The sequence below is a fragment of the Kitasatospora sp. NPDC091207 genome (assembly GCF_044768625.1).
Classification (GTDB): Bacteria; Actinomycetota; Actinomycetes; order Streptomycetales; family Streptomycetaceae; genus Kitasatospora.
Window position 1 is genome coordinate 392,304 of record NZ_JBIVVS010000002.1, and the last position, 26,476, is coordinate 418,779.

Consider the following 26,476-nt stretch of genomic DNA (forward strand, 5'->3'; position numbering starts at 1 on the left):
TCTTACGGCTCGGCTCGGCTCCGGGCCGCTCGACCCGGCGCCGACGGTCGTCGCTCCGACGCCCCTCGGGGCGCCCTCGCTCCTCCCTTTCGGCACCGGCGCGGCCCTTCGGCTCGCTCGCCCGTGCACGGGTGGGCCGGCGGCCGTTGCCGTGCGCCGCTGTGCCGCCTCAGCTGTCCGCGAGCTCCCGGACCCGCGCGGCGAAGAGGTCGCCGCGCTCGCCGTAGTTGGTGAACATGTCCATCGAGGCGCAGGCCGGTGCCAGCAGCACCGTGTCACCCGATCGGGCGAGCGAGGCGGCCGTGCGGACCACCTCGGCCATCGCCACCGCGCCAGTCTGGCCCTCGGCCGCCTCGATCACCGGGACATCCGGCGCGTGTCGCGCCAGCGCCTCCCTGATCACCGCGCGGTCCTCGCCGATCAGCACCACCGCGCGCAGCCGCTCGGCCGCGCCCCGGACCAGGTCGTCGAACTCGGCACCCTTGGCGAGGCCGCCGGCGATCCAGACCACCGGCCGGTACGCGGCCAGCGAGGCCGCGGCGGCATGGGTGTTGGTGGCCTTGGAGTCGTCGATGTAGGTGACTCCGCCGACCACGGCGACCTCGGAGATCCGGTGGGCGTCCGGGCGGAAGGCCCGCAGCCCCTCCCGGACGGCCGCGGCGTCCACCCCGTACGCCCGGGCGAGGGCGGCGGCGGCGAGGGCGTTGGCGATGTTGTGCGGGGCCGGCGGGTCGACGTCCGCGACCGAGCCCAGCTCGGCGGCGTTCTTGGTCCGGTCCGGCACGAAGGCGCGGTCCACCAGCAGGCCGTCGACGAGGCCGAAGTTCGACGGGCCGGGCGAGCCGAGGCCGAAGCCGATCGCCCGGCAGCCCTCCTCGACGTCGGCCTCGCGGACCAGCGCCTCGGTGGCCGGGTCGGCCAGGTTGTACACGCAGGCGACGACGTTGCCCTGGTAGATCCGGCCCTTGTCGGCGGCGTACGCCTCCATCGAGCCGTGCCAGTCGAGGTGGTCGGGCGCCAGGTTGAGCACGGCCGCCGCGTAGGGGCGCAGCGACGGCGCCCAGTGCAGCTGGTAGCTGGAGAGCTCGACGGCGAGCACGTCGTACGGCTCCTCGGCGAGCACCGCGTCCAGCACCGAGACCCCGACGTTGCCGACGGCGGCGGTGCGCCGGCCGGCCGCGGTGAGGATCGAGGCGAGCATCTGGACGGTGGTGGTCTTGCCGTTGGTGCCGGTGACGGCCAGCCAGGGAGCCGGCTCGCCGGTGGTCACCAGCGGCCGGCGCAGGCGCCAGGCCAGTTCGACGTCGCCCCAGACCTCGACACCGGCCGCCTCGGCGGCGGCGAACAGCGGGCTGCTGGGCGGCCAGCCCGGCGAGGTGACGACCAGCCGGGTGCCCTCGGGCAGGCTGTCGCCGTCGCCGAGGCGGACGGTGACGCCCTGCTCCCGCAGTTCGGCGGCGCGGGCCTCCAGGCCCGGGCCGGAGCCGCCGTCCACGACGGTGACCAGCGCGCCGAGGCCGTGCAGCACCCGGGCCGCGCTGATGCCGGAGACACCGAGGCCGGCGACGGTGACCGGCAGGGAGGTCCAGTCGGGTCCGGTCATCCCGTCACCCATCCCGCGTAGAAGAGGCCGAGGCCGACCGCCACGCAGAGGCCCTGGATGATCCAGAACCGGACCACGATCAGGACTTCGGTCCAGCCCTTGAGTTCGAAGTGGTGCTGCAGCGGAGCCATCTTGAAGACGCGCTTCCCGGTCATCCGGAAGGAGCCGACCTGGATGATCACCGAGAGGGTGATGATCACGTAGAGGCCGCCGAGCAGTGCGAGCAGCAGCTCGGTGCGCGAGCAGATCGCCAGACCGGCCAGGGCGCCGCCGAGGGCGAGCGAGCCGGTGTCACCCATGAAGATCTTGGCGGGCGAGGTGTTCCACCAGAGGAAGCCGAAGCAGGAGCCCATCAGGGCGGCGGCGACCACCGCGAGGTCCAACGGGTCGCGGACGTCGTAGCAGCTGGAGGTGGCCGAGATCGCGTAGGCGCAGCTCTGGCCGTACTCCCAGACGCCGATGAAGGTGTAGGCGCCGAAGACCATCACCGAGGCGCCGGTGGCCAGGCCGTCCAGACCGTCCGTCAGGTTCACGCCGTTCGACATCGCGGCGATCATGAAGTAGGCGAAGATGACGAACAGCACCGGGCCGATCGACCAGCCGAAGTCCCGGACGAAGGAGAGGTGCTGGGAGGCCGGGGAGAGCCCGCGGTCGTCGCTGAACTGCAGCGCCAGGATCGCGAAAGCGAGGCCCACAGCCGACTGGCCGAAGAGCTTCGCCTTGGCCCGCAGACCGAGCGAGCGGCGCTTGACGACCTTGATGTAGTCGTCCAGGAAGCCGACCAGGCCCAGGCCCACCGTCAGGAAGAGCACCAGCAGACCGGAGGCGGTCGGGGACTCGCCCGTTATCGCCTTGGTCGCGAAGTAGGCGATCAGCGTCGCCAGGATGAAGGCGATGCCGCCCATGGTGGGCGTGCCCTTCTTGCTGTGGTGCGCCTTGGGGCCGTCGTCGCGGATGTACTGGCCGTAGCCGCGCTTGGCGAGCAGCTTGATCAGGGCCGGGGTCCCGAGCAACGAGAGGACGAGGCCGATCATGCCGGAGAAGAGGATCTGCTTCATTACTCGGCCGCACCGTCCGCGAGCAGTGCCTCGGCCACCTTCTCCAGCCCCACCGAACGGGAAGCCTTCACCAGGACCACATCCCCCGGCCGAAGCTGACTGCGCAGCAGTTCGACCGCCGCGTCCGCGTCGGACACCAGCACCGACTCCTCACCCCACGAACCTTCGTTCCTAGCGCCCAGTTCCATGCAAGCCGCCTCGCGTCCGCCGACCGCCACCAGCTTGGTGACGTCCAGTCGTACCGCGAGCCGCCCGATGGCGTCGTGCTCGGCCAGGCTCTCCTCGCCGAGCTCCCGCATCTCGCCGAGCACCGCCCAGGTGCGACGGCGCTCCGGGCCGCGTCCTCCGATCGAGACCAGCGCTCGCAGCGCGGCCCGCATCGAGTCGGGGTTCGCGTTGTAGGCGTCGTTCACGACGGTGACACCATCGGCCCGGTCGACGACCTCCATGCGCCAGCGGGACAGCGCACCCGCCTCGCTCAGCGCTTCGGCGGTGTCATCGACGGACATCCCGAGCTCCACCGCCACCGCTGCGGCGGCGAGGGCGTTCGAGACGTGGTGCTCACCGTACAGGCGCAGCTGCACGGGTGCGGAACCGGCCGGGGTGGTCAGCGTGAACGATGGCCGTCCGGTGGAGTCGAGGCGAACATCCTGTGCCCGGACGTGCGCCTCCCGGGACTCCCCGAAGTACACCACCCGGGCCTTGGTACGGGAGGCCATCGCCCGTACCAGCGGGTCGTCGACGTTGAGGATCGCCGCGCCGTCCGCCGGCAGTGCCTCGACCAGTTCGCCCTTCGCCTCGGCGATCGCCTCCTGGGAGCCGAACTCGCCGACGTGCGCGGTGCCGACGTTCAGCACCAGGCCGATCCGGGGCGGGGTGATCGAGGTGAGGTACTCGATGTCGCCCTTGTGCCGGGCGCCCATCTCCATCACCAGGTGCCGGGTGCCGGCCTCGACCCGCAGGGCGGTCATCGGGTGCCCGATCTCGTTGTTGAGCGAGCCGGGCGGGTAGACGGTCTCGCCGAGCCGCTGGAGCAGCTGGGCGATCAGGTCCTTGGTGCTGGTCTTGCCGGCCGAACCGGTCAGCGCGACCACGGTGGTGGACTCGGCGCGGGCCACCACCGTCCGGGCCAGCTTGCCGAGCGCGTCCACCACGCTGTCGACCAGGACGGCGGGCACCCCGACCGGGCGGGAGGCGAGCACCGCGACGGCGCCGGCGGCCACCGCCCGCTGGGCGTAGTCGTGGCCGTCCACGTGCTCGCCGGCGAAGGCCGCGAACAGGCAGCCGGGGCGCACCTTGCGGGAGTCGACCTCGACCGGGCCGGTCACCGGGGTGTCGGGGTCGGCGCCGTCCAGGGTTCCTCCGACGGCCGCGGCCACCTCGGCGAGGGTCAGTGCGATCACGGCTGCTCCACTCCTGCGGTACCCCGGGCGGCCGTGGTCCGCGTGATCGAGTCCCGCAGTACCTCCCGGTCGTCGAAGGGGCGGATCTCGTCTCGTACGTACTGGCCGAGCTCATGGCCCTTGCCGGCCACCAGCACGGTGTCACCGGCCTGGGCGCGGGCCACCGCGAGGTGGACCGCCTCGGCCCGGTCGGGCACGACCAGGACGGTGCCGCGCTCGGCCTCGGGCACCGAGGCGGCGCCCGTCAGCATGGTGGCGAGGATCGCCAACGGGTCCTCGCTGCGGGGGTTGTCGCTGGTCAGCAGGGCGGTGTCGGCGAGCTCGGCGGCGATGGCGCCCATCGGGGCGCGCTTGTGCGGGTCGCGGTCGCCACCGCACCCGACCACCACGTGCAGCCGCCCCTTGGTGACCTCGCGCAGCGAGGCCAGGACCGCCCGCAGGGCGTCCGGCTTGTGGGCGTAGTCGACCACCGCGACGAACGGCTGTCCGGCGTCCACCCGCTCCAGCCGGCCCGGTACACCGGGCACCGCGGCGATCCCGGCGACGACCTGCTCCAGCGGCAGCCCGGCGGTCACCAGCAGGGTGATCGCGGCCAGCGCGTTGGCGACGTTGAACGGTCCCGGCAGCGGGACGGACGCGTCGGCCTCGGCGCCGTCGGGGCCGAGCACCCGGAAGGTCGACCCGACCGGGCCGAGCTGGACGTCCACCGCCCGCCAGTGCGCCTCGGGCGCGCCGGTGGCGGAGAAGGAGGTGACCGGGATCTTCGCCTCGGCGATCAGCCGGCGCCCGTAGGCGTCGTCCAGGTTGGCCACGCCCAGGCGCGACTTGCCGGGCTGGAAGAGCCGGGCCTTCGCCTGGAAGTAGTCCTCCATGTCCGGGTGGAAGTCGAGGTGCTCGGGCGTGAGGTTGTTGAACAGCGCGACGTCGTAGGCCACCCCGTCGGTACGGCCGAAGACCAGCGCGTGACTGGAGACCTCCATGGTCACCGCGTCCGCGCCGCGCTCGCCCATCACGCCGAGGATCGCGTGCAGGTCGGTGGCCTCGGGGGTGGTCCGCTCGCTCTTGATCCGCTCGTCGCCGACCCGCATCTCGACGGTGCCGATCACCCCGGGGCTGCGCCCGGCGCCGCGCAGGCCGCCCTCGACCAGGTAGGAGGTGGTGGTCTTGCCGTTGGTGCCGGTCAGCCCGATCATCAGCAGCCGGTCGGCGGGCCGGCCGTAGACCGCGGCGGCCAGTTCGCCCATCCGGGCCCGCGGCCGGTCGACCACCAGCAGCGGCAGGCCGGTGCCGGCCGCCAGTTCGGCGCCGGCCGGGTCGGTGAGCAGCGCCACCGCGCCCGCCGCGGCCGCCTGGGCCGCGAAGGCGGCGCCGTGGTGGTTGGCGCCCGGGAAGGCCACGTAGACATCGCCCGGGCGCACCGCGCGGGAGTCGTGGGTGACGCCGGTGACCGGGCCCCCCTCAACCGGCGCGAGGCCGAGCAGTCGGGCCAGCTCGGCGAGCGGCTGGGCCTGCGCGCGGACGGGGCGAGGCGGGCTCACGGTGATTTGATCGGGTTTCGGCACGGCGGGAAGGCTATCCGCCGAAGGGTGTCCAGGGCCAAACCGGCCCCGCGCCGTGCCGTCGTCCCACCCGGCCCGCTCCTTGCTCATGGTCGATCACGGCTTCCACTCGACGGGCAGATTGGGTGCCTCGCTGCCGCTCGGCGGCACCTGCAGGGTCTTCAGGGTGAACTCCATCACCTGCTTGAACACCGGGCCGCAGAGCTGGCCGCCGAAGTGGCCGTTGACCGGGTCCTGGATCACGCAGGAGACGGTGACCCGGGGGGCGTCGGCGGGCGCGAACCCGATGAACGAGGCGGTGTAGCCGCGGTAGCCGCCGGTCTTCGGGTCCACCCGGTTGGCGGTGCCGGTCTTGCCGGCCACCCGGTAGCCCGGGATCGCGGCCTTGCCGCCGGTCCCCTGCTCGTCCGAGACGACCGACTCCAGCATCTCGGTGAGCGTCTTGGCGGTCTGCTCGCCGACCACCCGGGACTGCGCGCCGGGCGCGGCCGGGGTGAAGCGCCCGTCCGGGGCGGTGGTGCCCTGCACCACGCTGGGGGCCACCCGCACCCCGCCGTTCGCGATGGTGGAGAACACCGAGGTCGCCTGCAGGGCGTTCACCGACAGGCCCTGGCCGAACGGGATGGTGTACTGCTTCGAGGCCTTCCAGTCCTCCGGCTTGTCCAGGATGCCGGGGGTCTCGCCGGGGAAGCCGAGGCCGGTGGACTGCCCGATGCCGAACCTGCGCAGGTAGTCGTTGAGCACCTTGTTGGCCTCCGGCTGGGTCGCCCCGAGCGTCTGGGCGGCCTCGATGGTGCCGATGTTCGAGGACTTGGCGAGCACCCCGGCCAGCGTCAGGTACCAGGTGTCGTGCGGGATGTCGTCCTTGAACGCCACATCGCCGCGGACCAGCGGGTACGGCACGGTGACCTTGGTGTCCCAGGTGGCCTTGCCGGTGTCCAGGACGGCGGCCATGGTCATCAGCTTGGCGGTGCTGCCCGGCTCGTAGGCGTCCTGCAGGGCCGGGTTGCCGAGCTGGGAGGACTTGGCGGTGCTCAGGTCGTTGGGGTTGAAGCCGGGCGAGGTGGCCATCGCCAGCACCTGGCCGTTCTTCACGTCCTGGACGATGACGTAGCCCTTCTCCGCCCCGGCGTTGGCGACCTGGTCGGTGATGGCGCGCTGGGCGGCCCACTGGATGTCCCGGTTGATGGTCAGCCGCAGGTCGGTGCCGGGTACCGCCGGGTCCAGCGAGCCCCCGGCGGTGGGCACCAGCCGGCCGCCCGCCTGGGCGTAGCTGCTGTGGCCCTCCTTGCCGGCCAACTGCTTCTGGTACTGCTGCTCCAGGCCGCCGGCGCCCTCGCCCTCGGCGTTGACGAACCCGACCAGGTTGGCGGCCAGCCCGTCCGACGGGTAGACGCGCTTCTGGGTGTCCCGGTTGAAGACGCCGGCCAGCGGGTTGACGCACTCGTTGTCCACCCTGGTCCGGCCGCCCTCGTCCACGGCCTTGTTCAGCAGGCGCTTCTGGGCCTGGCAGGTCTTGGAGTTCGCCTGCTTCTCCAGGCCCGACTTGAGGTCGCTGATCTGGTTCTTGACGTCCGGGCTCTGCTGGGCCGCGAGCCGCTTGTAGCGGGTCTTGGGGGTGTGCAGGTCCGCCGCGAGCTTCTCCTTGGACTGGCCGAGGATCGGTGCCAGCAGCGCGGCCGCCTGCTCGGGGGCGTCCGGGATGCCGGCCGCCCCCTGGGTGAACATGGCCGGGTCGGCGGTGATGTCGTACGCGTCGACGGTGGTGGCCAGTGCCACGCCGTCGGCGGACGTTATCGAGCCGCGCTCGGCGGTGATCGGGATGCTCAGGTAGCGGTTGGTGTTGGCGTCGGCGGCCAGTGCGTCCGAGTCCAGCAACTGGAGCTGGACGAGGCGGCCGGCGAAGACCGAGAACACCAGGGAGAGCGCCACCGTGACCACCCGCAGCCGGCGGCGCGGGTCGGCCAGCCGGATCGCCCTGGACTGCGGGCGCTGCGGCGGGCGGGACTTCGGGCGCGGACGGACCGGCGGGCGGCCCTCCGGGCGGCGCTGCTGCGGGGTCCGGGCCGGGCGGCCGGCCGCCTTCGGGTCCCGGGCCCCGGCCGGCTGCGGCTTCGGGGGCTGGGCCTTCGGGGCCTGCGCCTTGGCGGACTGGGGTTTCGGGGGCTGCTTCGACCGGGCGGGCTGCGGCTTGGCAGGCTGGGCCTTCGCCGGTTGGGCCTTGCCGGCCTGGCCGCGCGGGGTCTGCCGCGGTGCGGCGCCCTTGGCGACGGGCCGGCGGCCACCGGCGCCGCCGGTCCCGCCGGTGGGCTGTCGGGGCTCGCTCACGCGCCCACCTCGCTACGCTCGCTCATGCGCTCCCCAATGACCCGCTCGGCGGGCGCTCCGCAGCACGCGCACCCTCTGATGACTCGTTCGCCGCGCCCGCTCATCGGCCCGTACCTCCGGTCGCGGCCGGCGAACCGGCGGGAGCGGGCACGGCCGGAGCGGCCGGGTTGATCTGGACGGTGGTGTCACCGCCGGGCGCGGGCGCCGCCGGGGCACTCGGCTGGGCGCTCGGCGACGGCTGGCGGCCGGGCCACGGCTCGGCGGTGGACCGTTTCACCGGGGGGCTGTCCTGGGCCGGTCCGGGCGTGCCGAGCACCTTGCCGCCGTTCGGGACGTCCAGGAAGGCCATCCCCCCGGCGGGCACCATGCCCAGCTCGGCGGCCCGGCGCGCGAGCGCGTCCGGCGCGGAGTTCTGGTCGATCTGGTGCTGCAGCCCCTGCTGCTCGTCGGTGAGCACGGTGGTCTGGCGCTGCAGTTTGGAGAGCTCGAACGAACCCTCGTTGAGCGCGGTGTTCAGCGCCAGCAGCCCGAGCAGTCCGGCCGCGAGCAGGACCACGACCAGGACCGCGAACGGCGTCCTCCCCCGTACCGGGCGCCGCCCGGGCCGGACCGTGATCCGCGCCCTGCCGCCCTGCCCGGGGAGCACCGCGCTCCCCGCCCCGCCTCCGGCCACCGGCCCCACGCTGTTCCTCCGCCCTTCGGACCCCGCCCCGTGAACCTGGTCAGCCCCGGGTGCTCCGGTCCCTGATCCTCTCCGCCACCCGCAGCCGCACGGGCGCGGCGCGCCGGTTCTCCTCGATCTCCTCCTCGGTGGCCAGCTCGGCACCGCGGGTGATCAGCTTCAGCCAGGGCTGGTGCTCCTCCGGGACGAACGGCAGCCCGGGCGGGGCGGTGGTGGTCGCGCCGGCCGCGAGGTACTGCTTGACCAGGCGGTCCTCCAGCGACTGGTAGGACATCACGACGATCCGCCCGCCGAGTGCCAGGGCGTCCAGCGCGCCCGGGATCGCCCGGTCCAGCACCTCCAGCTCGCCGTTGACCTCGATCCGCAGCGCCTGGAAGGTGCGCTTGGCCGGGTTCCCGCCGGTGCGGCGGGTGGCGGCCGGAATGGCGTTGCGCACCAGATCGACCAGACGCGCGCTGTTGGTGAACGGTTCCTTCTCTCGCTCGCGCAGGATCACCGAGGCGATCTTCCCGGCGAACCGCTCCTCGCCGTACACCTTCAGGATCCGGGCCAGCTGCCCGTGGCTGTAGGTGTTCAGCACCTCGGCCGCGCTCAGGCCCCGGGTCTGGTCCATCCGCATGTCCAGCGGGGCGTCCTGGGAGTAGGCGAAGCCGCGCTCGGCCTCGTCCAGCTGCATCGAGGAGACGCCGAGGTCGAACAGGACGCCCTGCACCCGGGGGATGTCCAGGCGCTCCAGCACCTCGGGGATCTCGTCGTAGACGGCGTGCACCAGGGTGGCCCGGTCGCCGAACGGGGCCAACCGCTCGGCGGAGAGCTTCAGGGCGGCCGGGTCACGGTCGACGGCGACCAGCCGGACGTCCGGGAACTGGGTCAGCAGGGCCTCACTGTGCCCGCCGAGCCCCAGCGTGGCGTCCACCACCACCGCGCCGGGGCCCGAGATCGCCGGGGCCAGCGCGTCCATGCACCGCTGCAGCATCACGGGGACGTGCTTGGGGGCCGGATCGTTGGTGCTCATGCGCGGTGGCGCCCTTCTTCGGTGCGGAGCAGCCCGACGTCCGGGAGCTCCGACCATTTTGGCCCACTGTGTGCCGGAGTCGGCGCCTGGGGCGCCGGGTGGCCGCCGCCGGTGGCCGGGACGCGGCCCGTGGTCCCCGCCCGCTCAGGGGGAAGATCGTGACCGCCCGGCGCCGGGGAAGGTGCGCCAGGTGGCACGGAGCGGGTGGAGGCCACCGGCCGCGTCGGCCGCCGCACCGGCCGGAATCGCCCGGTTGACGGGGCCCGGCGGGTGTGCTCCACTGCGCCGCAACTCTATCGCGGACACCCCGTCAGTCAATGGTCCGCTCCGGCGCACCACCCGGGCGGCGGTATGGATCACCGCAGGTCGTGGCCGTCCGGCGGGCCGGCGGGGGCATCACTCGGGGCTCGTCCGGCCCGGCCGCGCGCCCCGGCCCGGACGAGGGGGGACAAACCGGCCCGGAACACCCCGACGGCCCCGCCCCGCCCCCGCCCGGTTGTCGATATGCGCTCGGTCACAGCCGGTCGCTCTGTAGCCCTCGGCCCCACCACGGACAGCCAAATCGCACTAACGTCTTCAGCATGACAGTGACCCCCGACCGGCCCACGCCGACAGCCGCTGCCGACACCACCGGACCGAACATCATCGACCGCTTCGTGGCGGCCAACCGCGAGTACGCGGTGACCTTCCGCGACGGCGGCATGGACGCCCGCCCCGTCCAGCGCATCGCCGTGGTGGCCTGCATGGACGCCCGACTCGACCTGTTCGCCGCGCTCGGCCTCGAACTCGGCGACGCCCACGTCATCCGCAACGCCGGCGGTGTCGTCACGGACGACACCATCCGCTCGCTCACCATCAGCCAGCGCGCCCTGGGCACCCGCTCGGTGGCGCTGATCCACCACACCGGCTGCGGTCTGCTCGGCCTCACCGAGGACTTCCGGCGCGAGCTGGAGCTGGAGGTCGGCCAGCGGCCGCAGTGGGCGGTCGAGGCCTTCGTCGACCTCGACAGCGACGTCCGCCAGTCCATGCAGCGGGTCCGCACCTCGCCCTTCCTGCCGCACACCGACGACGTCCGGGGCTTCGTCTTCGACGTCCACACCGGGCTGCTCCGCGAGATCGCCTGACCCACCCCGTCCCCACCGGCCGCCGCCGGCCCGGCCAACGTCGTCCGGGCCCCGGCCGGCGCTCCCCCGGCCGCGAGCGGGTGCCCGCCCCCACCGCTTCCCGGGCGCTTTCGGCCGGGTGGTGACTTCTGGCCACCGCCCGGGGGAGAATGCGCCTGCCGGTCGGACCCCGAACCACCTGGGGCGGCCAGCCGCAGGCCCCACCAGGGCACCGGCTCCCGCTACGGAACCGCTCCCGGAGGAGCCGCGTCCAGCATGGGGTGGGGGCCCGCCTCGGGGTGAGGCGGGCGCAGTGTGCCAGGGAGCGTACGGGTGACGAGCTACAACGATCAGGCCGGTCACGAAGGTCGCGCGGGGGGCGACCAGGAGGCACGGGGATACCGCCCGGTCGGCCTGCCCGAGCTCGCCGCCGTGGTGGACCGCGTCCGGGCCAACATCGAGAGCGTGATCGAGGGCAAGCCGGAGGTCGTCCGGATCGCGCTGACGGTCATGCTCGCCGAGGGCCACCTGCTGCTGGAGGACGTGCCCGGCGTCGGCAAGACCATGCTGGCCAAGGCGCTGGCCCGGTCCGTCGACTGCACGGTGCGACGCATCCAGTTCACTCCGGACCTGCTGCCCTCCGACGTCACCGGCACCAACATCTTCGACCAGCACGAGCGCGACTTCGAGTTCCGCCCGGGTGCGATCTTCGCCCAGATCGTGGTCGGCGACGAGATCAACCGGGCCTCGCCGAAGACCCAGTCCGCACTGCTGGAGTCGATGGAGGAGCGCCAGGTCACCATCGACGGCACCAGCTACGAGCTGCCCTCGCCGTTCATGGTGGTCGCCACCCAGAACCCGGTCGAGATGGAGGGCACCTACCCCCTCCCGGAGGCCCAGCGGGACCGCTTCATGGCCCGGATCTCGATCGGCTACCCGAGCCCCGAGGCCGAGTTCGCGATGCTCGACGTGCACGGCGGCGCCAGCCCGCTGGAGGACCTCCAGCCGGTCGCGCACGCCGCCGACATCCTCAAGCTGATCGACCTGGTGCGCACCGTGCACATCGCCGACCCGGTCCGCCGCTACGCCGTCGACCTGGTCGGCGCCACCCGCACCAGCCACGAACTGCGCCTGGGCGCCTCGCCGCGGGCCACCCTGCACCTGGTCCGGGCCGCCCGCGCCGCCGCCGCGCTGGACGGACGCGACTACGTCACCCCGGACGACATCCAGCGCCTGGCCGTCCCGGTGCTCGCCCACCGCCTGATGCCGACCGCCGAGACCCAGCTGAGCCGGCGCACCGCCGAGCAGATCGTGGCCGACCTGGTCGCCCGGCTGCCGCTGCCGCGCCCGCAGGGCCAGGCCGGCCCGGCCCTGCGGAGGGGCTGAGGTGGGACCGTCCGACGCACCGTCGGGCCTGCGCGCCGGCCTGAACGGCCTCACCACCCGGGGCCGCTCCTTCCTCGCCGCCGGGGCCACCTCGGTGGTCTGCGCCTACCTGCTCGACCAGGACGCGCTGCTGCGGGTCGGCGTCCTGCTGGCGGCGCTGCCGCTGGCCGCCGCGCTGCTGCTGGCCAACACCCGCTACCGGGTGGCCAGCGGACGCCGGCTCAGCCCGCGCCGGGCCGTCGCCGGCCACGAGGCCCGGGTCCACCTGCGGGTGGACAACGTCTCCCGGGTGCCCACCGGCCTGCTGCTGCTGGAGGACAAGGTCCCGTACGTCCTCGGGCCGCGCCCGCGGTTCGTGCTGGACCGGGTCGAGGCGCACGGGCACCGCGAGGTCTCCTACCGGGTCCGCTCCGACCTGCGCGGCCGCTACCCGCTCGGCCCGCTCCAGCTGCGCCTCTCCGACCCGTTCGGGATGTGCGAGGTGAACCGGTCGTTCACCGCCTCCGACGTGCTCACCGTCGTGCCGCAGGTGCAGCAGCTGCCGCAGGTGCGGCTCAGCGGCGAGTGGGTCGGCCAGGGCGAGAGCCGCAGCCGCACCCTGGCGCTGGCCGGTGACGACGACGTCATCCTGCGCGAGTACCGGCACGGCGACGACCTGCGCCGGGTGCACTGGAAGTCCACCGCCCGGTACGGCGAGCTGATGGTCCGCCGCGAGGAGCAGCCGAAGAAGGCCCGGGCCACCGTCCTGCTGGACACCCGCGAGACGGGCCACCGGGGCAGTGGCCCGGCGTCCTCCTTCGAATGGGCGGTCAGCTGCGCCGCCTCGGTCGCCGCGCACCTGCTGGAGCGCGGCTACCAGACCCGGCTGCTCACCGACACCGGCCACTGCGTGCCCGGCCCGGACGCCGGCGGCGGCAACACCGTCGCCGACGCCTCCGGCCTGATCCTGGACGCGCTCGCGGTGGTCGACCTCTCCGACGGTGGCGGGCTCTCCCGCGCCGAAGAGCCCCTGCGCAACTCCGGCGAGGGCCTGCTGGTCGCCGTCCTCGGCGAGCTGGACGAGGCCCAGACCGCCCGGCTGGCCCGGCTGCGGCGCCGCACCGGCGGCGCCGTGGTCTTCCTGCTGGACACCGGCACCTGGTCCGGTCTGCGGATGCTCGCGCCGGAGACCGGCGGGGACGAGTTCCGCGCCCGGGTGCGACAGCTGCGCGAGGCCGGCTGGACCGTCCTGCCGGTCCGCGCCGGGGACTCCGCGCCGGATCTCTGGCAGGCCGCCGACCGGACCGAGTCGCCCTCCCCCTACCGAGATGAGGCCGGCGCGTGACCACCCGGGCCAAACTGACCGCGTACTCGGCGCTGGCCACCGCCCTGGCCGCGCTCTGCCTGACCCCGCTGCTGACCACCAAGGGCTGGATCACCCACGCCTACCTGGTGATCGCCGTGGTCGCGGCGGCCGGCGCGGGCCTGCGCCGGACCCCGTTCTACCGCTGGACGGTGCCGCTCGGACAACTGCTCGTCCTGTTCGTCCTGCTGCTGATCGGCTTCGCCGGCTCCACCGCCCTGTGGGGCGGCCTGCTGCCCGGCACCCAGTCGGCGCACACCCTCGCCCAGGTCCTCGGCCGCGGGCTGGACGACATCCGGGAGTACGCCATCCCCGCGCCGCCCGAACCGGGCCTGCGGCTGATCCTGGTCGGCTCCGTCGGCCTGATCGCCATCGCGGTGGACACCGTCGCGGTCACCTACCGGCGTTCCGCGCTGGCCGGCCTGCCGCTGCTGGCGCTCTACTCGGTCGGCAACGGGCTGGCCGGCGACGGCGGCAGCTGGGTCTGGTTCGGGCTGGCCGCCGCCGGCTACCTGGTGCTGCTCTTCGCCGAGGGGCAGGACCGGGTCTCCCGCTGGGGCCGGGTCTTCCGCGGCACCTCGCGCGAGGGCGTGAGCTCCGGCACGCTCAGCCAGGGCGGCCAACGGATCGGCGTCCTGGCGCTCGCGCTGGCCCTGCTGGTGCCAGCCTTCCTGCCGCGCTGGGAGGGCGGCCTGGTCCACACCGGCCGGACCGGCGGCGCGGCCGCCGGCGGCGCGGGCGGTGTCACCACCCTCGATCCGCTGGTCACCCTGGAGGCGGCCCTGGCCACCCCCAGCAACGTCGAGCTACTCACCTACCGGATGGACAGCAGCCTCGCGGACACCGCGTACCTGCGCACCGGCTCGCTGGACCAGTTCGACGGCACCGCGTGGAAGCTCAGCAACCCCTCGGTGAGTGAGCTCAAGGGCACCTTCGCCCCGCCCGAGGGCCTGGCGAACGCCGACATCCCCACCCAGACGGGCGACTTCCAGGTCACCGACAAGCTGGAGTCGGGCTGGCTGCCCATGCCCTACCCGGCCTCCGGCGTCAGCGTCCCCGACCCCGGCGCCTGGCGGGTGGACACCCTCACCGGCACCGTGCTCCCGGCCCGGGACAAGGCGATCAAGAACCTGCGCTACAAGGCCACCGCCTACGACGTCCGGCCCACCGCGGCCGAGCTGCGCCGCGCGGCCGCGGCGCCGTCCAGGCTCGTCGAGCACTACACCGAGCTGCCCAAGGACCTTCCCCCGGTGGTCCGGGAGAAGGCCCAGGAGGTCACCCGGAACGCGTCCACCCCGTACGACCGGGCGCTCGCGCTGCAGGACTGGTTCACCAGCTCCGAGTTCAGCTACAACACCAAGATCAAGGCAGGCACCGGCAGCACCGCGATCGCGGACTTCCTGCGCGACCGCAAGGGCTTCTGCGTGCACTTCGCCTCCACCATGGCGGCGATGTCGCGCACCCTGGGCATCCCGTCCCGGGTCGCGGTCGGCTTCACCCCGGGCGACGCCAAGGGCGGCGACCGCTACTCGGTGAACGGGCTGATGTACCACGCCTGGCCCGAGCTCTACTTCCAGGGCTTCGGCTGGCTGCGCTTCGAGCCCACCCCGAGCCGTGGCGTGCAGCCCTCCTACACCGAGCCGGTCGCCGCGCCCGCCACCGCGCCGACCCAGCAGCCGACCGCCGCCGCGCAGAGCACCGCGCCGGTCGCGGCGCCCTCCAGCAGCAGCGACTGCGACCCCAAGCTGCGCCGAATGGGTGAGTGCGGGGACCAGGGCAAGGCCTCGGCCGGGGCCCGGCAGGACTCCTGGCTGCTGTCCTGGCAGGTGCTGACCACCCTGGCCGCGGTGCTCGTGGTGCTCGCCCTGCTGCTCACCCCGATGCTCTGGCGGGGGCTGCTGCGCCGCCGTCGGCTCGGTACCGGCGGGCGCCGCCGGCCCGGCGGGGACGGCCCGGGCGGGCCGACCGACGCCCAGGTGCTGGCCGCCTGGGAGGAGCTGGTCGACTCCGCCTGGGACCTCGGCATCCCGCCGGACGAGTCGCGCACCCCGCGCGCCGCCGCCCGCCGGATCTCCGAGGCCGCCGAGCTCGACGAGGCCTCCGCGGCCGCCGCCGGGCGGGTGGCCCTCGCCACCGAGCGGGTGCTCTACGCCCGCTCCGCCGAGGTGTCCGCGCCGCTGGCGGCGGACGTCCGGACCGCCCGGGACGGCCTGCGGGCCGGCGCCGGCCGCCTCGGCCGGACGAAGGCGGTGCTGCTGCCGCCGTCCTCGGCCAAGCTCTGGTGGCGGCTCTCGGAGACGCTCCTGGCCGCCCGGGCCGCGACCCGCGACCGGATCTCCCGGGCGGCCGCGCCGCTGCGCCGGGGCCGGGACCGGCTGCGCCGCCACAAGAGTGGGGACGGCGAGGCGTCCTGACACCGGGCGCGCACGGAACGCCGACACGGGGCGCACACGAAACGCGAGGGCGGGCAGTCGGATCGACTGCCCGCCCTCGCGGCGTTCCCCGGTGCGGCCGGTGGCTCAGAAGCCGCCGGTCTGCTCGTCCCGGCGGCGCTGCCAGCGCTGCTCCACCCGGTCCATCACCCCCGCCTTGCGGCGCGGTGCCGCGGCCGGGCGGGGCCCGGAGGCCTGGCCCGCGGGGCCGCGCCGCCAGCCGGTCACGGCGAAGACGGCGCACCCCAGCATCACCAGGAACCCGACCACGCTCACCCAGATCTGGTCCGGGACGACCATGCCGCCCATCAGCAGGGCGATACCCACCACGAAGCCGCCGACAGCCAGGTAGACCCGCCGACGGGTGTAGGTACGCAGCCCGGTTCCCTCGAGCACCGTCGCGAATTTGGGATCTTCGGCATACAGCGCTCGCTCCATCTGGTCGAGCAGTCGCTGCTCGTGCTCCGAGAGCGGCACGGAGTCCTCCTACTCGTCGGTCGCCGGTGCGACCGGTCCGCCGCCCCGGTCGGGGAGGCAAAGTCCAATCAGCCTTCAGAACACGCGGTCGGACGCCTGTACGGGGGCCCAGGCCCGTGTCGTCCATATGCCCCATGCATCCGGCTGTCATGCTTTCCGGCTTTACCCAGATCATACGGTCCACGGGCCCGTTGCGGGGTGGTCGGCCACGCGTGGGCCGGGCCGCCCCGGGCGGTCCCGGCCGCACAGTGCTCAACGCCGCCGGGGCCGGACAAGTGCCCGAGCGGGTGGAATCGGCCGGGACCTGGGGAGCTTCGATGCGGACCGTGCGGAGACCGGTCGGAGAACCCGGGGAGAAGGCGAGGTCAGGCCAGGGTGGCCAGCAGGTGGAGCTGGGTCGCCACGGCGTGGAAGGCCGGCTGCTCGGCGGCGGCCTGCTCCAGCTTGAGCAGCGCCTCCAGCGCGCCCGGCTCGGCGTCCACCAGCACACCGGGCACCAGGTCGGCGAAGACCCGGACGCCGTGCACCGAGTCCACCCGCAGGCCCGCCCCGGCGGCCAGCCGGTCGAGCTCCGCGCCGGTGAACCGGCGCGGCATCGGGTCGCTCGCGCCCCAGCGCCCGTCGGAGGCCGCCAGGACGGTGCGGGCGTCGTCGAAGTGGCCCCCGAGCGCGCGGGCCAGCACCGCGCCGTTGCGGTTGGCGGCCAGCAGGCTGACGAAGCCGCCGCGGCGCAGGGTGCCGGCCAGGCTGCCGAGCGCCTCGGCCGGGTCGTCCACGACCTCCAGCACGCCGTGGCAGAGCACCGCGTCGACGGTGCCGGGGGCGACCAGCTCGGGCAGCGTCTGGGTGTCGCCCTGGACGGCCCGGACCAGGTCGGTGACGCCGGCCTCGGCGGCCCGGCGCTCCAGCGCGAACAGCGCGTCGGGGCTCGGGTCGACCACGGTCACCCGGTGGCCGAGCCGGGCGACCGGCACCGCGAAGTTGCCGGTGCCGCCGCCGGTGTCGACCACGTCGAGCACGGGCTGGTCCAGCTCGGCCGCCCGCTTCTCCAGGGCTGCCCGCACCACCTCCCACACCACGGCGGTACGCAGGGCGCTGCGGGGACGCGTCGGGTACAAGGTCGGGCTCCTTGGCACGTGCAGATCGATCAGGATGCCTCCACCTTAGACCGGGCCGGGGGCCGGGCCGCGCCGCTGGTCACCGCCGGGAGGCCGGGTCGTGGCCGTCGTCCCGGCCGTCGTCCAGCGGCAGCCGCGGGGCGGGCGGCGCCGGACGCAGGCCGAGCAGCCGTTCGACCAGGCGCAGGAAGAGCGCGGAGTTGCGGATCAGGTCGTCGGCGTCGCGGGCCGAGGCGGCGCCCCTGATCCCGGCCTCGGCGGCGGCCCGGCGGCGGGCACCGGCCGCGAAGTACACCGCCCACTCGGCGAGCTCCGGGGCGATCTCGGGCAGCACCTCCCAGGCACTGCGGATGGCCTGGCGGCGCCGGGGGCTCTTCTCCGGCCGGCCCCGCACCGCGAGCACCGCCGCGACGGTGCGCAGCGCGGCGAGGTGGGCGGCGGCGTACCGCTCCAGCGGGTCCTCCCGGAGTCGGGCCCCGGCGAGGGTGCGGTGCGCGTCGGCGAGCAGGTCGAGTGCGGCGGGCGGAGCGGCGACCCGGCGCACCACCGGGTGGACGTCTCCGGTGGCGGGGCGGTGCGCGTCGGGGCGGTGGGCGGCGGAGTGGAGGCGGGCGGTGACGGGCTCAGGACGGCTGATGGTCATGGTCTCCCCCGGTCCGAGGCAGCGTACGGACCGGGTGGTCCGTGCTCCTCCATCGTGACCGGCACCACTGACAACGGGCCGTACGCCGGCCCCGCGGTCCGGCCGCGGACACGCGGGCGGGCGGCGGCCCCGCGCCCCACCGCCCCGCGCCCCTGCCGAAGCGCCGTCCCCCACGGTCGCCGCTTCGGCGCCCCCTCCGGGTCGCCGGTCCCCCCTGACCACGCTCCGCCGCCCCGTGTCGGCGGTGCGCGGCCTGCGACCGGCTCCGGTGCGGACCCACCGGTGACGTCCGCGGCCCCCGTGCCCGCTGGACGGCACCTGTCCGCCGCCCCGGGGCACGGCGCCCGACGCGCCGCTGTCCCGGTGCCACTACTTTCCCGTCTCCGCAGGTCGGAGGCCATCCGTTCAGCTACTCAACCGGGAATCTGAGTATCCGTACTCAGTCCCGCCGGGGCGGGAACCGGCGGCCGCCCGGCCGGCGTCCCGGTACGGTACGGCGAGCCGGGCGGATCCCGGCGGTGCCACGAGGAGGAACGGATGACGATCGTTCCGCTGATCTTCACCAGCGGACTGGCGAGCGGGATCAACGCGTACGCGGTGGTGCTGCTGCTCGGCCTGCTGGGCCGGTTCGCCGGGGCCGAGTCGGTGCCGGCCGTGCTGGAGCGCACCGATGTGCTGATCGCCGCCGGGGTGCTGTTCCTGCTGGAGGCGGTGGCCGACAAGATCCCGTACGTGGACAGCCTGTGGGACACCGTCCACACCGTGATCCGCCCGGTCGCGGGCGCCACCGTGGGCGCGCTGCTGGCGAGTGCCGACCCGGGCTCGCTGGGCGAGGTCGCGGCAGGGGCGATGGGCGGGACCACCGCACTGGTCAGCCATCTGGTGAAGGCCTCGCTGCGGATGGCGGTCAACACCTCGCCCGAACCGGCCAGCAACATCGTGGTGAGCCTGGCCGAGGACGTCTCGGTCGCCGGGCTGGTCACGCTGGCGATCTTCCATCCGTGGGCGGCCGCCTCGATCGCCGCCGTCCTGCTGGCCGTCGGCCTGCTGCTGGTCTGGTTCGCGGTCAGCCGGATCCGCCGCTTCCGGGACCGCCGCCGCGAGCGCCGGGCCGCCCGGGCCGCGGGCGTACGGCCGGCGCGGGGGGTGCCCGTACCCCGGCCGTAGGATGCGGTCCATGGCACGGATCGTCATCATCGGCGCAGGAATGAGCGGGCTCGCGACGGCCTCCCGGCTGGCGACCCTCGGCCACCGGGTGACGGTCTGCGAGGCGAGCGGGACGTACGGCGGCATGGTCGGCCGGTACGAGCGCGACGGCTTCGCCTTCGACACCGGGCCCGGGCTGCTCACCCTGCCGGCCGTCTACCGCGACCTCGCGCTGAAGACCGGCCGGGAGCCGTTGGAGGAGCTGGTCGAGCTGGCCCCGGTGGACCCGGAGAGCCGGCACCTGTTCCCCGACGGCACCGACCTGCTGCTGCCCAACGCCTCCCGCGGCGGCGTGATCCAGGCCCTGGACGCGGCGTTCGGGGCCGGCTCGGGCGCCCGCTGGGCCGGGGTGATGAACCACGGCCGCACGGTCTGGGAGGCCACCCGCCGCCCGCTGCTGGAGGAGCCGCTGCCGGCCGACCCCACGCCGCTGCACACCGACCCCTACCCGGCGCCGCCCCGCAAGGGCCTGGCCCGGATGTTCCGCCCCCGGCCCCGGACGCTCGCCGATGTGGCCGCCGGCGAGCTGGGCGGCCACCCGGGGCTGACCGCCCTGCTGGAGGAGTACGCGCTGCGCTTCGGCCTGCACGCGGGCACGGCCCCGGCGAGCGCCACCGTGCTCCCCTACATGGAGCAGTCCTTCGGCGTCTGGTACGTCAAGGGCGGCATCCGGGCGCTGGCCGACGCGGTGTACCGGCGCTGCGAGCAGCGCAAGGTGGAGTTCCGCTTCGACACCGAGGTCACCTCGGTGGTCACCGAGGACGGGCGCGCCCGCGGGGTCGACACCGCGGCCGGCCGGATCGACGCCGACCTGGTGATCTCCTCGATGGACGCCCGGGTGCTGTTGGGCCGCGGCATCGCCGAGTACCCGGGCGGCGGCGACCCGGCGCTGTGGGGTGAGCACGAGGAGCCGAACGGGCGGTTCACCGTGCTGCTCGCGCTGCGCGGGGCCCGGCCCGCGGCGGCCGCGCACCGCACGGTGGTCCATGCCACCGACCCGGGCGCCGAGTGGAACGCCCTGACGCTCGGCGCGGACCTCTGCGAGCGCCCGACGGTGCAGGTCCTGCGGCCCGACGATCCGTCGCTGCGGCCGGACGACGACCACGAGAGCGTGGTGCTCACCGCGACCGTCCCGGGCCAGGGTGACGTCGACTGGACGGAGCCCGGCCTGGCCGACCGCTACGCGGACCGGCTGCTGGAGCACGTCGACGCGGCTGGCCTCGGCCTGCGCGGGCGCGTCCTGTGGCGGGTGGTGCGCACGCCCGAGGACACCCGCCGGGAGACCGGCGCCTTCATGGGCGCCGTCCCCCGCCCCGCCCTGGCCGGGCACGGCGGGCACTGGCTCCAGAGCGCCAACGAGTCCCCCGTCCCCGGCCTCTACCTGGTCGGCGGCGCCGCGCACCCCGGCGGCGGGCTGGCCCGGGTCGGCATGTCGGCCTGCATCGCGGCCAACCTGGTCGGCCCGGCCTGAGCGGCCTGCCGGGCGGGGCTCAGCCCTGCTGCTGCCAGGTGGGCTGCTGCTGGTAGCCGTAGTCGTAGCCGGGCTGCTGCGGGATCCCGGGCTGAGCCTGCTGTGCCTGCTGGCCCTGCTGCTGGTCGAACTGCTGCTGGGGCTGCTGCCACTGCTGCTGTGCCTGCTGGCCCTGCTGCGCCTGCTGGTCGTAGCCGTACTGGTCGGGCTGCTGCTGGCCGTGCTGCTGCTGGTAGGCGCCGTACGCGTCCACCTGCTGCTGCTGGTACCCGGCGTACGGGTCCGGCTGCTGCTGGTAGGTGCCGTAGCCCTGGTCGTAGGCGAAGGCCGGCTGCTGCTGGGTCTGCCACTGCTGCTGGGCGTTCGCGTCCCAGGCGGGCTGCTGCTGCGGGGCGTCGTAGCCGGCCTGGTAGGCCTCGGCGTACTGGTCGGGCTGGGCCTGCGGGACGGGCTGCTGCTGCTCGTAGTAGCCGGGGGCGTAGACGCCGTCCGCGGCGAGCTCCTGCATCTCGAAGGCGGCGGTCTGCTCGACGGCCGGGACCTCCTCGGCCACCGCGACCGGTGCCGGGCTCTCCTCGACCGCGCTGACCGTGCCGATCCGGTCGGCCGCCACGGCGGTGGCCACCGCCGCGCCACCGGTCAGCGCGCCCAGCAGGGGCACCTTCGCCAGTGGGCCGGGCAGGCCGCCGTCGGCCCGGCGCAGCGACCAGCCGGCCGCGTAGCCGCGCTTCACGGAGAGGGTGACGAGGGTCTGGCCGGCCGCGAACAGCGCGGCGCCCGCGCCGATCACCACGACCGAGCCGGCCGCCATCCCGGCGGCCACCCCGAGGAAGCCGGCCAGGGCGAGGGCGCGCCAGTGCACCGGGGCGCGGTTCTGCAGCAGCAGCTCGGCCAGCAGCCACAGCGCCACCGCCGCCAACGCGGCGTACAGCAGCAGGTATCCGATGCCCATCCGCCCGCATACCTCCAGCAGTCGCGTGCCCGCGCGCGCCGCGCGTGTGCGGCGACTGTACCGGTTGAACGGCCCGGGTACCGCATCGCGTTCCCGGGCCGCCCGAGGGCCGGGCGGTCCGGGAACGGCGGCCGATCAGCGCTGGTGCAGGCCGAGGTTCTGGTAGATCTCCAGCGTCGCGGTCGAGTGGTTGAGCGTGATGAAGTGCAGCCCGGGAGCGCCCTCCGCCAGCAGCCGCTCGGACATCGCGGTGGCGTGCTCCATGCCGATCGCGCGCAGCGCCGCCGGGTCGTCGATCGCGGCCCGCAGCCGCCGCTCCAGGTCGGCCGGGAAGGCCGACCCGCTGAGCTGCGGGAAGCGCTCCAGCTGCTTGGCGTTGGTGACCGGCATGATCTCCGGGATGATCGGCGCCTCGCAGCCGGCGGCCGCGACCCGGTCGCGCAGCCGCAGGTAGTCGTCGACCTCGAAGAACATCTGGGTGATCGCGTAGTCGGCCCCGGAGCGGAACTTCGCCACGAAGTGCCGGATGTCCTCGTCCCAGTCGGTCGAACGCGGGTGCATGTTCGGCGAGGCGGCGACGCCGACGCAGAAGTCGCCGATCCCCTTGATCAGCTCCACCAGCTCGTAGGCGTAGGTGACACCGTCCGGGTGGCTGACCCACTCGCCGGTCGGGTCGCCGGGCGGGTCGCCGCGCACGGCGAGGACGTTGCGGACACCCTGGTCGGCGTACTGGCCGATGATGTTGCGCAGCTCGGCGACCGAGTGGTCCACCGCGGTCAGGTGGGCCACCGGGGTCAGAGTGGTCTCGGTGGCGATCCGGCCGACCATGTTGACCGTCCGCTCGCGCGAGGAGCCGCCGGCTCCGTACGTCATGCAGACGAAGTTGGGGTCGAGCGGTTCGAGGCGGCGGATGGCGTCCCAGAGGCGCTGCTCACCGACCTCGGTACGCGGGGGCATGAACTCGAAGGAGAAGGACCGCTTGCCGGCCGCCAGCAGCTCGCGGACCGTCGACGCGCGGTCTGTTCTGGTGGTAGCGATGCCGAGTGCCATGCTGGCAGGTTAACCGTCGGTCGAAGGGCACGGACAACTCGGTTCCAGCTATTGAGACAATCGACGGACAGCGTTCCGCTTTCCACCCGCGGGGGCGTCGGAGTCGCGTCCGTACAGCTGTTCGCGTCCGTCCGGCTACGCTTGCCGCACCCCCAGCGAAACCTCCGGAGCCTCATCGTGACCTCGTCCAGCAACCGGCCGGCCAACCCGATTGACGTGGAGGACGTGCGCGAGCGCGTCAACGCCGCCCTCGCGGGGTTCATGGACGGCCAGTCGGCCCTGCTGGGGAAGATCTCCCCGCAGCTGGCACCCGCCGTCGAGGCACTGCGGGACTTCCTGCTGGACGGTGGCAAGCGGCTGCGCCCGGCGTTCTGTTACTGGGGCTGGCGCGGCGCCGGCGGCAGCGGCCGCGGCGAGGGCATCGCGCACGCCGCGGCCGCCCTGGAGCTGCTGCAGGCCAGCGCGCTGGTCCACGACGACCTGATGGACCGCAGCGACACCCGGCGCGGCCTGCCCTCCGTCCACCGGCGCTTCGAGGCGCTGCACCGCGCGAGCGGCTGGCGCGGCGACCGCGAGCAGTTCGGCGCCTCGGCGGCGGTGCTGCTCGGTGACCTGCTGCTGATCTGGTGCGACGAGCTGTTCCTGCGCTCGGGACTGGAGCCGGCCGCCGTGCTGGCCGCCAAGCCGGCGTTCGACCTGATGCGCACCGAGGTCATGGTCGGCCAGTACCTGGACGTCCTGGAGCCGGTCGCCGGCGACTCCACCGACGAGGGCGCGCTGGACCGGGCGCAGACCGTGCTGCACTACAAGTCGGCCAAGTACACGATCGAGCGGCCGTTGCAGGTCGGCGCGCTGCTGGCGGGCGCCGGTCCGGAGCTGGTCGAGGCGTACGGGGCGTTCGGCCTGCCGCTGGGCGAGGCGTTCCAGCTGCGGGACGACCTGCTCGGCGTCTTCGGGGACCCCGCGGTCACCGGCAAGCCCGCCGGCGACGACCTGCGCGAGGGCAAGCGGACGCTGCTGGTCGCGCACGCGATGCGGGGGCTGCCCGCCGCCGACGCCCGTCACCTGGACGAACGGCTCGGCGCGCCGGACCTGGCACCCGAGGAGGTGGCCCGGCTGCGCGAGCTGGTCGGGCGCAGCGGCGCGCCCGAGCGGGTGGAGCGGCGGATCGAGGAGCTGATGCGGCAGTCGCTGGCCGCGCTGGCGGCGGCGCCGCTGGCCGACGAGCGGGCCCGCGAGGTGCTGCTGGCGCTGGCCGAGGCCGCCACCGTCCGCAAGTACTGATCCACCTGTCCGAAAACGGGCGGACCGGGAAGTACCGGGGACGGCGGCGGCCGTCCGGTCAGAGCGCGCGCAACCGCCGGGCGAAGGCGGCGGCCGCCGCCTTCGGGTCGTCCGCCGCCGTGATGGCGCGCACCACCACGACCCGGCTCGCACCGGCCGCCAGCACCTCGTCCAGGTTGTCGAGGCCGATGCCGCCGATGGCGAACCACGGCCGGTCGGTGGTCCGCCCCGCCGCGTAGGAGACCAGGCCGAGGCCGGGCGCGTGGCGGCCCGGCTTCGTCGGGGTGGGCCAGACCGGGCCGGTGCAGAAGTAGTCCACACCGGGCTCGGCGACCGCCGCGTCCACCTCGGACTCGGCGTGGCAGGAGCGCCCGATCAGCACGTCCCCGCCGAGGATCGCCCGGGCGGCCAGCACCGGCAGGTCGTCCTGCCCGAGGTGCAGCACGTCCGGCCGGGCCGCGTGCGCGACGTCGGCGCGGTCGTTGACGGCGAGCAGCTTCCCGTGGCGGCGGCAGGCGTCGGCGAAGACCTCCAGGGCCGCCAGCTCCTGCTTGGCCTCCAAGCCCTTGTCGCGGAGCTGGACGATGTCCACCCCGCCGGCCAGCGCCGCGTCCAGGAAGTCCGCGAGGTCTCCCTGTTCGCGGCGGGCGTCGGTGCAGAGGTACAGCCGGGCGTCGGCGAGCCGCCGGCGCGGTGTGTCCGCCGCCATCAGATCAGCATCGCCTGGGCGCGGCGCTTCACCTCGGTGCCGCGGTTCTCCTGAAGCGCCTGGATCGGGCTGCCGGGCAGCGACGGGTCCTCGGTGAAGAGCCACTCCAGGATCTCCACGTCGTTGTACCCGCAGTCGCGCAGCACCGTCAGCGTGCCGGACAGGTGCTTGACCAGCCCCGGGCCGTCGATGAACGCGGCCGGTACCTGGAGCGACTTGTTCGGACCGCGCCGGACGGCGATCAGCCCGCCGTGCTTGACCAGGTCACGCACCTCGGTGACCCGGACCCCCCACTGCTCCGAGATGTCGGGCAGGTACATCCACTCGGTGACCAGGGACTCAATCTTGCTTTCGATCTCACTCACGTCACCAGACTGCCACCTCCACGGCCCGCCGCGCACCAGGCGTCCGTCCGGACTACCCCGCGACGGCCGACTTCAGCGCCACCGCCGGGTCCGCCGCCCGGACCGGATCGAGCACCGCGGCGCGCTCGACCAGCCGGCGGCCCTGGGTGAGATCGCGCGGGCGGTCCACGGTCAGCAGGGCCCTCAGCACGCCGTCGCGCAGCCACAGCACCGCCCAGGACGGGTCCTGCGGGGAGCCGCGCCGGATCAGCTGTTCGCCCTCGCCGTGCCGCCCGGCGTACTGAACCATCCGACCGAACTGCTCCGACCAGAAGTACGGAACCGGGTCGTACGGCAGGTCCGCGCCGAGCACGGCGGCGGCGGCCGCCCCGCCGGACTGCAGCGCGTGGTCCCAGTGCTGGACGGTCAACCGGGCGCCGGCCCGGACCGACGGGTAGCTCACGCAGTCGCCGGCCGCGTAGACGCCGGGCAGGTTCGTGCGCAGCCGCTCGTCCACCAGGACGGCGCCGGCCTCGTCCAGCGCGACTCCGGAGCCGGCCAGCCAGCCGGTGGCCGGGCGGGCCCCGATGCCGACCACGACCTCGTCGGCGGGCAGGTGGGAGCCGTCCGCCAGCAGCACCGCGCCGGCCTCGACCGCGGCGACCCCCACCCCGCAGCGCAGCTCCACGCCGGCCTCCGCGTACCAGGCCGCCATCGCGTGGCCGATCCCGGCCGGCAGCACGCCGGGGACGGGCGCCGGGCCGGCCTCCACGACGGTGACCTCGCACCCGGCCGCCCGGGCGGCGGTGGCCACCTCGGCGCCGATCCAGCCGGCGCCGACCAGCACCAGGCGCAGGCCCGGGCGGAGCAGGGCACGCAGCGCCAGCGCGTCGTCCAGGGTGTGCAGCAGGTGGGCCCGCTCGGCTCCGGGCAGGGCGCGCGGGGCCGCGCCGGTGGCGATCACCAGGGAGTCGTACGGCAGGTCCCCGCCGTCGGTGCGCAGCACGCCGGGGGTGAGCCCGGTGGCGCGGCGGCCGGTGAGCAGCTCGACGCCCAGCCGGGCGAAGTCCAGGTCGAGCGGGGTGGCGTCGGCCTTGCCGAGCAGCACCTCCTTGGAGAGCGGCGGCCGGTCGTACGGCGGGTGCGGCTCCTCGCCGACCAGGACGATCCGCCCCCGCCACCCGCCCTGCCGCAGGCCCGCGGCGCAGTGCGCCCCGGCCAGCCCCGCCCCGACCACGACCGCCTGATCCGTCCCGCTCAGCTCTGCCACGCCCGTCACTGTACTGGCGCCCGCCGGGGGCGCCGGAGGGC

At 74.5% G+C, this 26,476-nt stretch carries 22 protein-coding genes; 7 read left to right on the top strand and 15 right to left on the bottom strand.

The features are described from left to right. Positions 1–169: 169 nt before the first annotated feature. The 7 genes from murD to rsmH all read right to left on the bottom strand — a co-directional run bounded on the left by murD (position 170) and on the right by rsmH (position 9,648). Positions 170–1,603, bottom strand: coding sequence for a UDP-N-acetylmuramoyl-L-alanine--D-glutamate ligase (gene murD, locus ACIQTO_RS06430; RefSeq protein WP_402383648.1), 1,434 nt, complete (start codon positions 1,601–1,603; stop codon positions 170–172). Then, positions 1,600–2,661: a phospho-N-acetylmuramoyl-pentapeptide-transferase gene (gene mraY / locus ACIQTO_RS06435; RefSeq protein WP_402383650.1), complete on the bottom strand. Its 1,062-nt coding sequence runs from the start codon at positions 2,659–2,661 to the stop codon at positions 1,600–1,602. Before mraY ends, murD begins: the two co-directional genes overlap by 4 nt. Continuing rightward, positions 2,661–4,064 (bottom strand): UDP-N-acetylmuramoyl-tripeptide--D-alanyl-D-alanine ligase, encoded by a 1,404-nt coding sequence (murF, locus tag ACIQTO_RS06440; RefSeq protein WP_402383653.1) that lies wholly within the window; start codon positions 4,062–4,064, stop codon positions 2,661–2,663. Before murF ends, mraY begins: the two co-directional genes overlap by 1 nt. Continuing rightward, a complete protein-coding gene (locus ACIQTO_RS06445; RefSeq protein WP_402383656.1) occupies positions 4,061–5,713 on the bottom strand; it encodes a UDP-N-acetylmuramoyl-L-alanyl-D-glutamate--2,6-diaminopimelate ligase in 1,653 nt (550 codons plus the stop codon). Before ACIQTO_RS06445 ends, murF begins: the two co-directional genes overlap by 4 nt. A gap of 6 nt (positions 5,714–5,719) precedes the next feature. Further along, complete coding sequence (locus ACIQTO_RS06450; RefSeq protein WP_402383659.1) at positions 5,720–7,951, bottom strand: penicillin-binding transpeptidase domain-containing protein; 2,232 nt, start codon at positions 7,949–7,951, stop codon at positions 5,720–5,722. Between the two features lie 100 nt (positions 7,952–8,051). Beyond that, positions 8,052–8,624 carry a cell division protein FtsL gene (locus ACIQTO_RS06455; protein ID WP_402383662.1) on the bottom strand — a complete coding sequence of 191 codons (573 nt, stop codon included), beginning with the start codon at positions 8,622–8,624 and terminating at the stop codon, positions 8,052–8,054. A 49-nt stretch (positions 8,625–8,673) separates the two neighbouring features. Next, positions 8,674–9,648 carry a 16S rRNA (cytosine(1402)-N(4))-methyltransferase RsmH gene (rsmH, locus tag ACIQTO_RS06460; protein WP_402383665.1) on the bottom strand — a complete coding sequence of 325 codons (975 nt, stop codon included), beginning with the start codon at positions 9,646–9,648 and terminating at the stop codon, positions 8,674–8,676. Positions 9,649–10,229: 581 nt separating this feature from the next. On the opposite strand from rsmH, the gene ACIQTO_RS06465 reads away from it, so the two are divergent. The 4 genes from ACIQTO_RS06465 (at position 10,230) to ACIQTO_RS06480 (ending at position 15,893) form a co-directional block, all read left to right on the top strand. Next, a complete protein-coding gene (locus tag ACIQTO_RS06465; RefSeq protein WP_402383667.1) occupies positions 10,230–10,772 on the top strand; it encodes a beta-class carbonic anhydrase in 543 nt (180 codons plus the stop codon). A 312-nt stretch (positions 10,773–11,084) separates the two neighbouring features. Then, the gene (locus tag ACIQTO_RS06470) at positions 11,085–12,137 is read left to right on the top strand and encodes an AAA family ATPase (protein ID WP_402383670.1); all 1,053 of its coding nucleotides are present in this window, start codon (positions 11,085–11,087) and stop codon (positions 12,135–12,137) included. A gap of 1 nt (position 12,138) precedes the next feature. After that, positions 12,139–13,461, top strand: a complete 1,323-nt coding sequence (locus ACIQTO_RS06475) for a DUF58 domain-containing protein (protein ID WP_380573671.1) — start codon at positions 12,139–12,141, stop codon at positions 13,459–13,461. Continuing rightward, positions 13,458–15,893 carry a transglutaminaseTgpA domain-containing protein gene (locus ACIQTO_RS06480; RefSeq protein WP_402383673.1) on the top strand — a complete coding sequence of 812 codons (2,436 nt, stop codon included), beginning with the start codon at positions 13,458–13,460 and terminating at the stop codon, positions 15,891–15,893. Before ACIQTO_RS06475 ends, ACIQTO_RS06480 begins: the two co-directional genes overlap by 4 nt. 105 nt (positions 15,894–15,998) lie before the next feature. On the opposite strand, the gene ACIQTO_RS06485 is transcribed toward ACIQTO_RS06480, so the two are convergent. The 3 genes from ACIQTO_RS06485 to ACIQTO_RS06495 form a co-directional block, all read right to left on the bottom strand. Next, positions 15,999–16,388, bottom strand: coding sequence for a DUF3040 domain-containing protein (locus ACIQTO_RS06485; protein WP_402383676.1), 390 nt, complete (start codon positions 16,386–16,388; stop codon positions 15,999–16,001). Positions 16,389–16,753: 365 nt separating this feature from the next. Continuing rightward, positions 16,754–17,506: a methyltransferase domain-containing protein gene (locus tag ACIQTO_RS06490; protein WP_402383679.1), complete on the bottom strand. Its 753-nt coding sequence runs from the start codon at positions 17,504–17,506 to the stop codon at positions 16,754–16,756. A gap of 79 nt (positions 17,507–17,585) precedes the next feature. Further along, positions 17,586–18,149: an SAV_6107 family HEPN domain-containing protein gene (locus ACIQTO_RS06495; RefSeq protein WP_402383681.1), complete on the bottom strand. Its 564-nt coding sequence runs from the start codon at positions 18,147–18,149 to the stop codon at positions 17,586–17,588. Positions 18,150–18,686: 537 nt separating this feature from the next. On the opposite strand from ACIQTO_RS06495, the gene ACIQTO_RS06500 reads away from it, so the two are divergent. Together ACIQTO_RS06500 and ACIQTO_RS06505 are read left to right on the top strand one after the other, a co-directional pair. Beyond that, positions 18,687–19,316 carry a DUF4126 domain-containing protein gene (locus ACIQTO_RS06500; RefSeq protein WP_402383683.1) on the top strand — a complete coding sequence of 210 codons (630 nt, stop codon included), beginning with the start codon at positions 18,687–18,689 and terminating at the stop codon, positions 19,314–19,316. A gap of 10 nt (positions 19,317–19,326) precedes the next feature. Then, complete coding sequence (locus ACIQTO_RS06505) at positions 19,327–20,826, top strand: phytoene desaturase family protein (protein WP_402383686.1); 1,500 nt, start codon at positions 19,327–19,329, stop codon at positions 20,824–20,826. A 19-nt stretch (positions 20,827–20,845) separates the two neighbouring features. Here the strand turns inward: ACIQTO_RS06505 and ACIQTO_RS06510 are convergent, their stop codons facing one another. After that, positions 20,846–21,778 carry a hypothetical protein gene (locus ACIQTO_RS06510; protein ID WP_402383687.1) on the bottom strand — a complete coding sequence of 311 codons (933 nt, stop codon included), beginning with the start codon at positions 21,776–21,778 and terminating at the stop codon, positions 20,846–20,848. Between the two features lie 135 nt (positions 21,779–21,913). Next, positions 21,914–22,828, bottom strand: a complete 915-nt coding sequence (metF, locus tag ACIQTO_RS06515) for a methylenetetrahydrofolate reductase [NAD(P)H] (RefSeq protein WP_402383690.1) — start codon at positions 22,826–22,828, stop codon at positions 21,914–21,916. Between the two features lie 177 nt (positions 22,829–23,005). Between metF and ACIQTO_RS06520 the strand changes: the two genes are divergently transcribed. After that, positions 23,006–24,112, top strand: a complete 1,107-nt coding sequence (locus ACIQTO_RS06520; protein ID WP_402383692.1) for a polyprenyl synthetase family protein — start codon at positions 23,006–23,008, stop codon at positions 24,110–24,112. Positions 24,113–24,170: 58 nt separating this feature from the next. Here the strand turns inward: ACIQTO_RS06520 and thiE are convergent, their stop codons facing one another. From thiE to ACIQTO_RS06535, 3 genes are read right to left on the bottom strand one after another with little or no spacing between them, the layout of a single operon-like run. Beyond that, the gene (thiE, locus tag ACIQTO_RS06525; protein WP_402383694.1) at positions 24,171–24,821 is read right to left on the bottom strand and encodes a thiamine phosphate synthase; all 651 of its coding nucleotides are present in this window, start codon (positions 24,819–24,821) and stop codon (positions 24,171–24,173) included. Beyond that, complete coding sequence (locus tag ACIQTO_RS06530) at positions 24,821–25,186, bottom strand: Rv2175c family DNA-binding protein (protein WP_402383697.1); 366 nt, start codon at positions 25,184–25,186, stop codon at positions 24,821–24,823. The genes thiE and ACIQTO_RS06530 overlap by 1 nt, the downstream gene beginning before the upstream one ends. 52 nt (positions 25,187–25,238) lie before the next feature. Then, positions 25,239–26,444: an NAD(P)/FAD-dependent oxidoreductase gene (locus ACIQTO_RS06535; RefSeq protein ID WP_402383700.1), complete on the bottom strand. Its 1,206-nt coding sequence runs from the start codon at positions 26,442–26,444 to the stop codon at positions 25,239–25,241. Positions 26,445–26,476 lie beyond the last annotated feature (32 nt).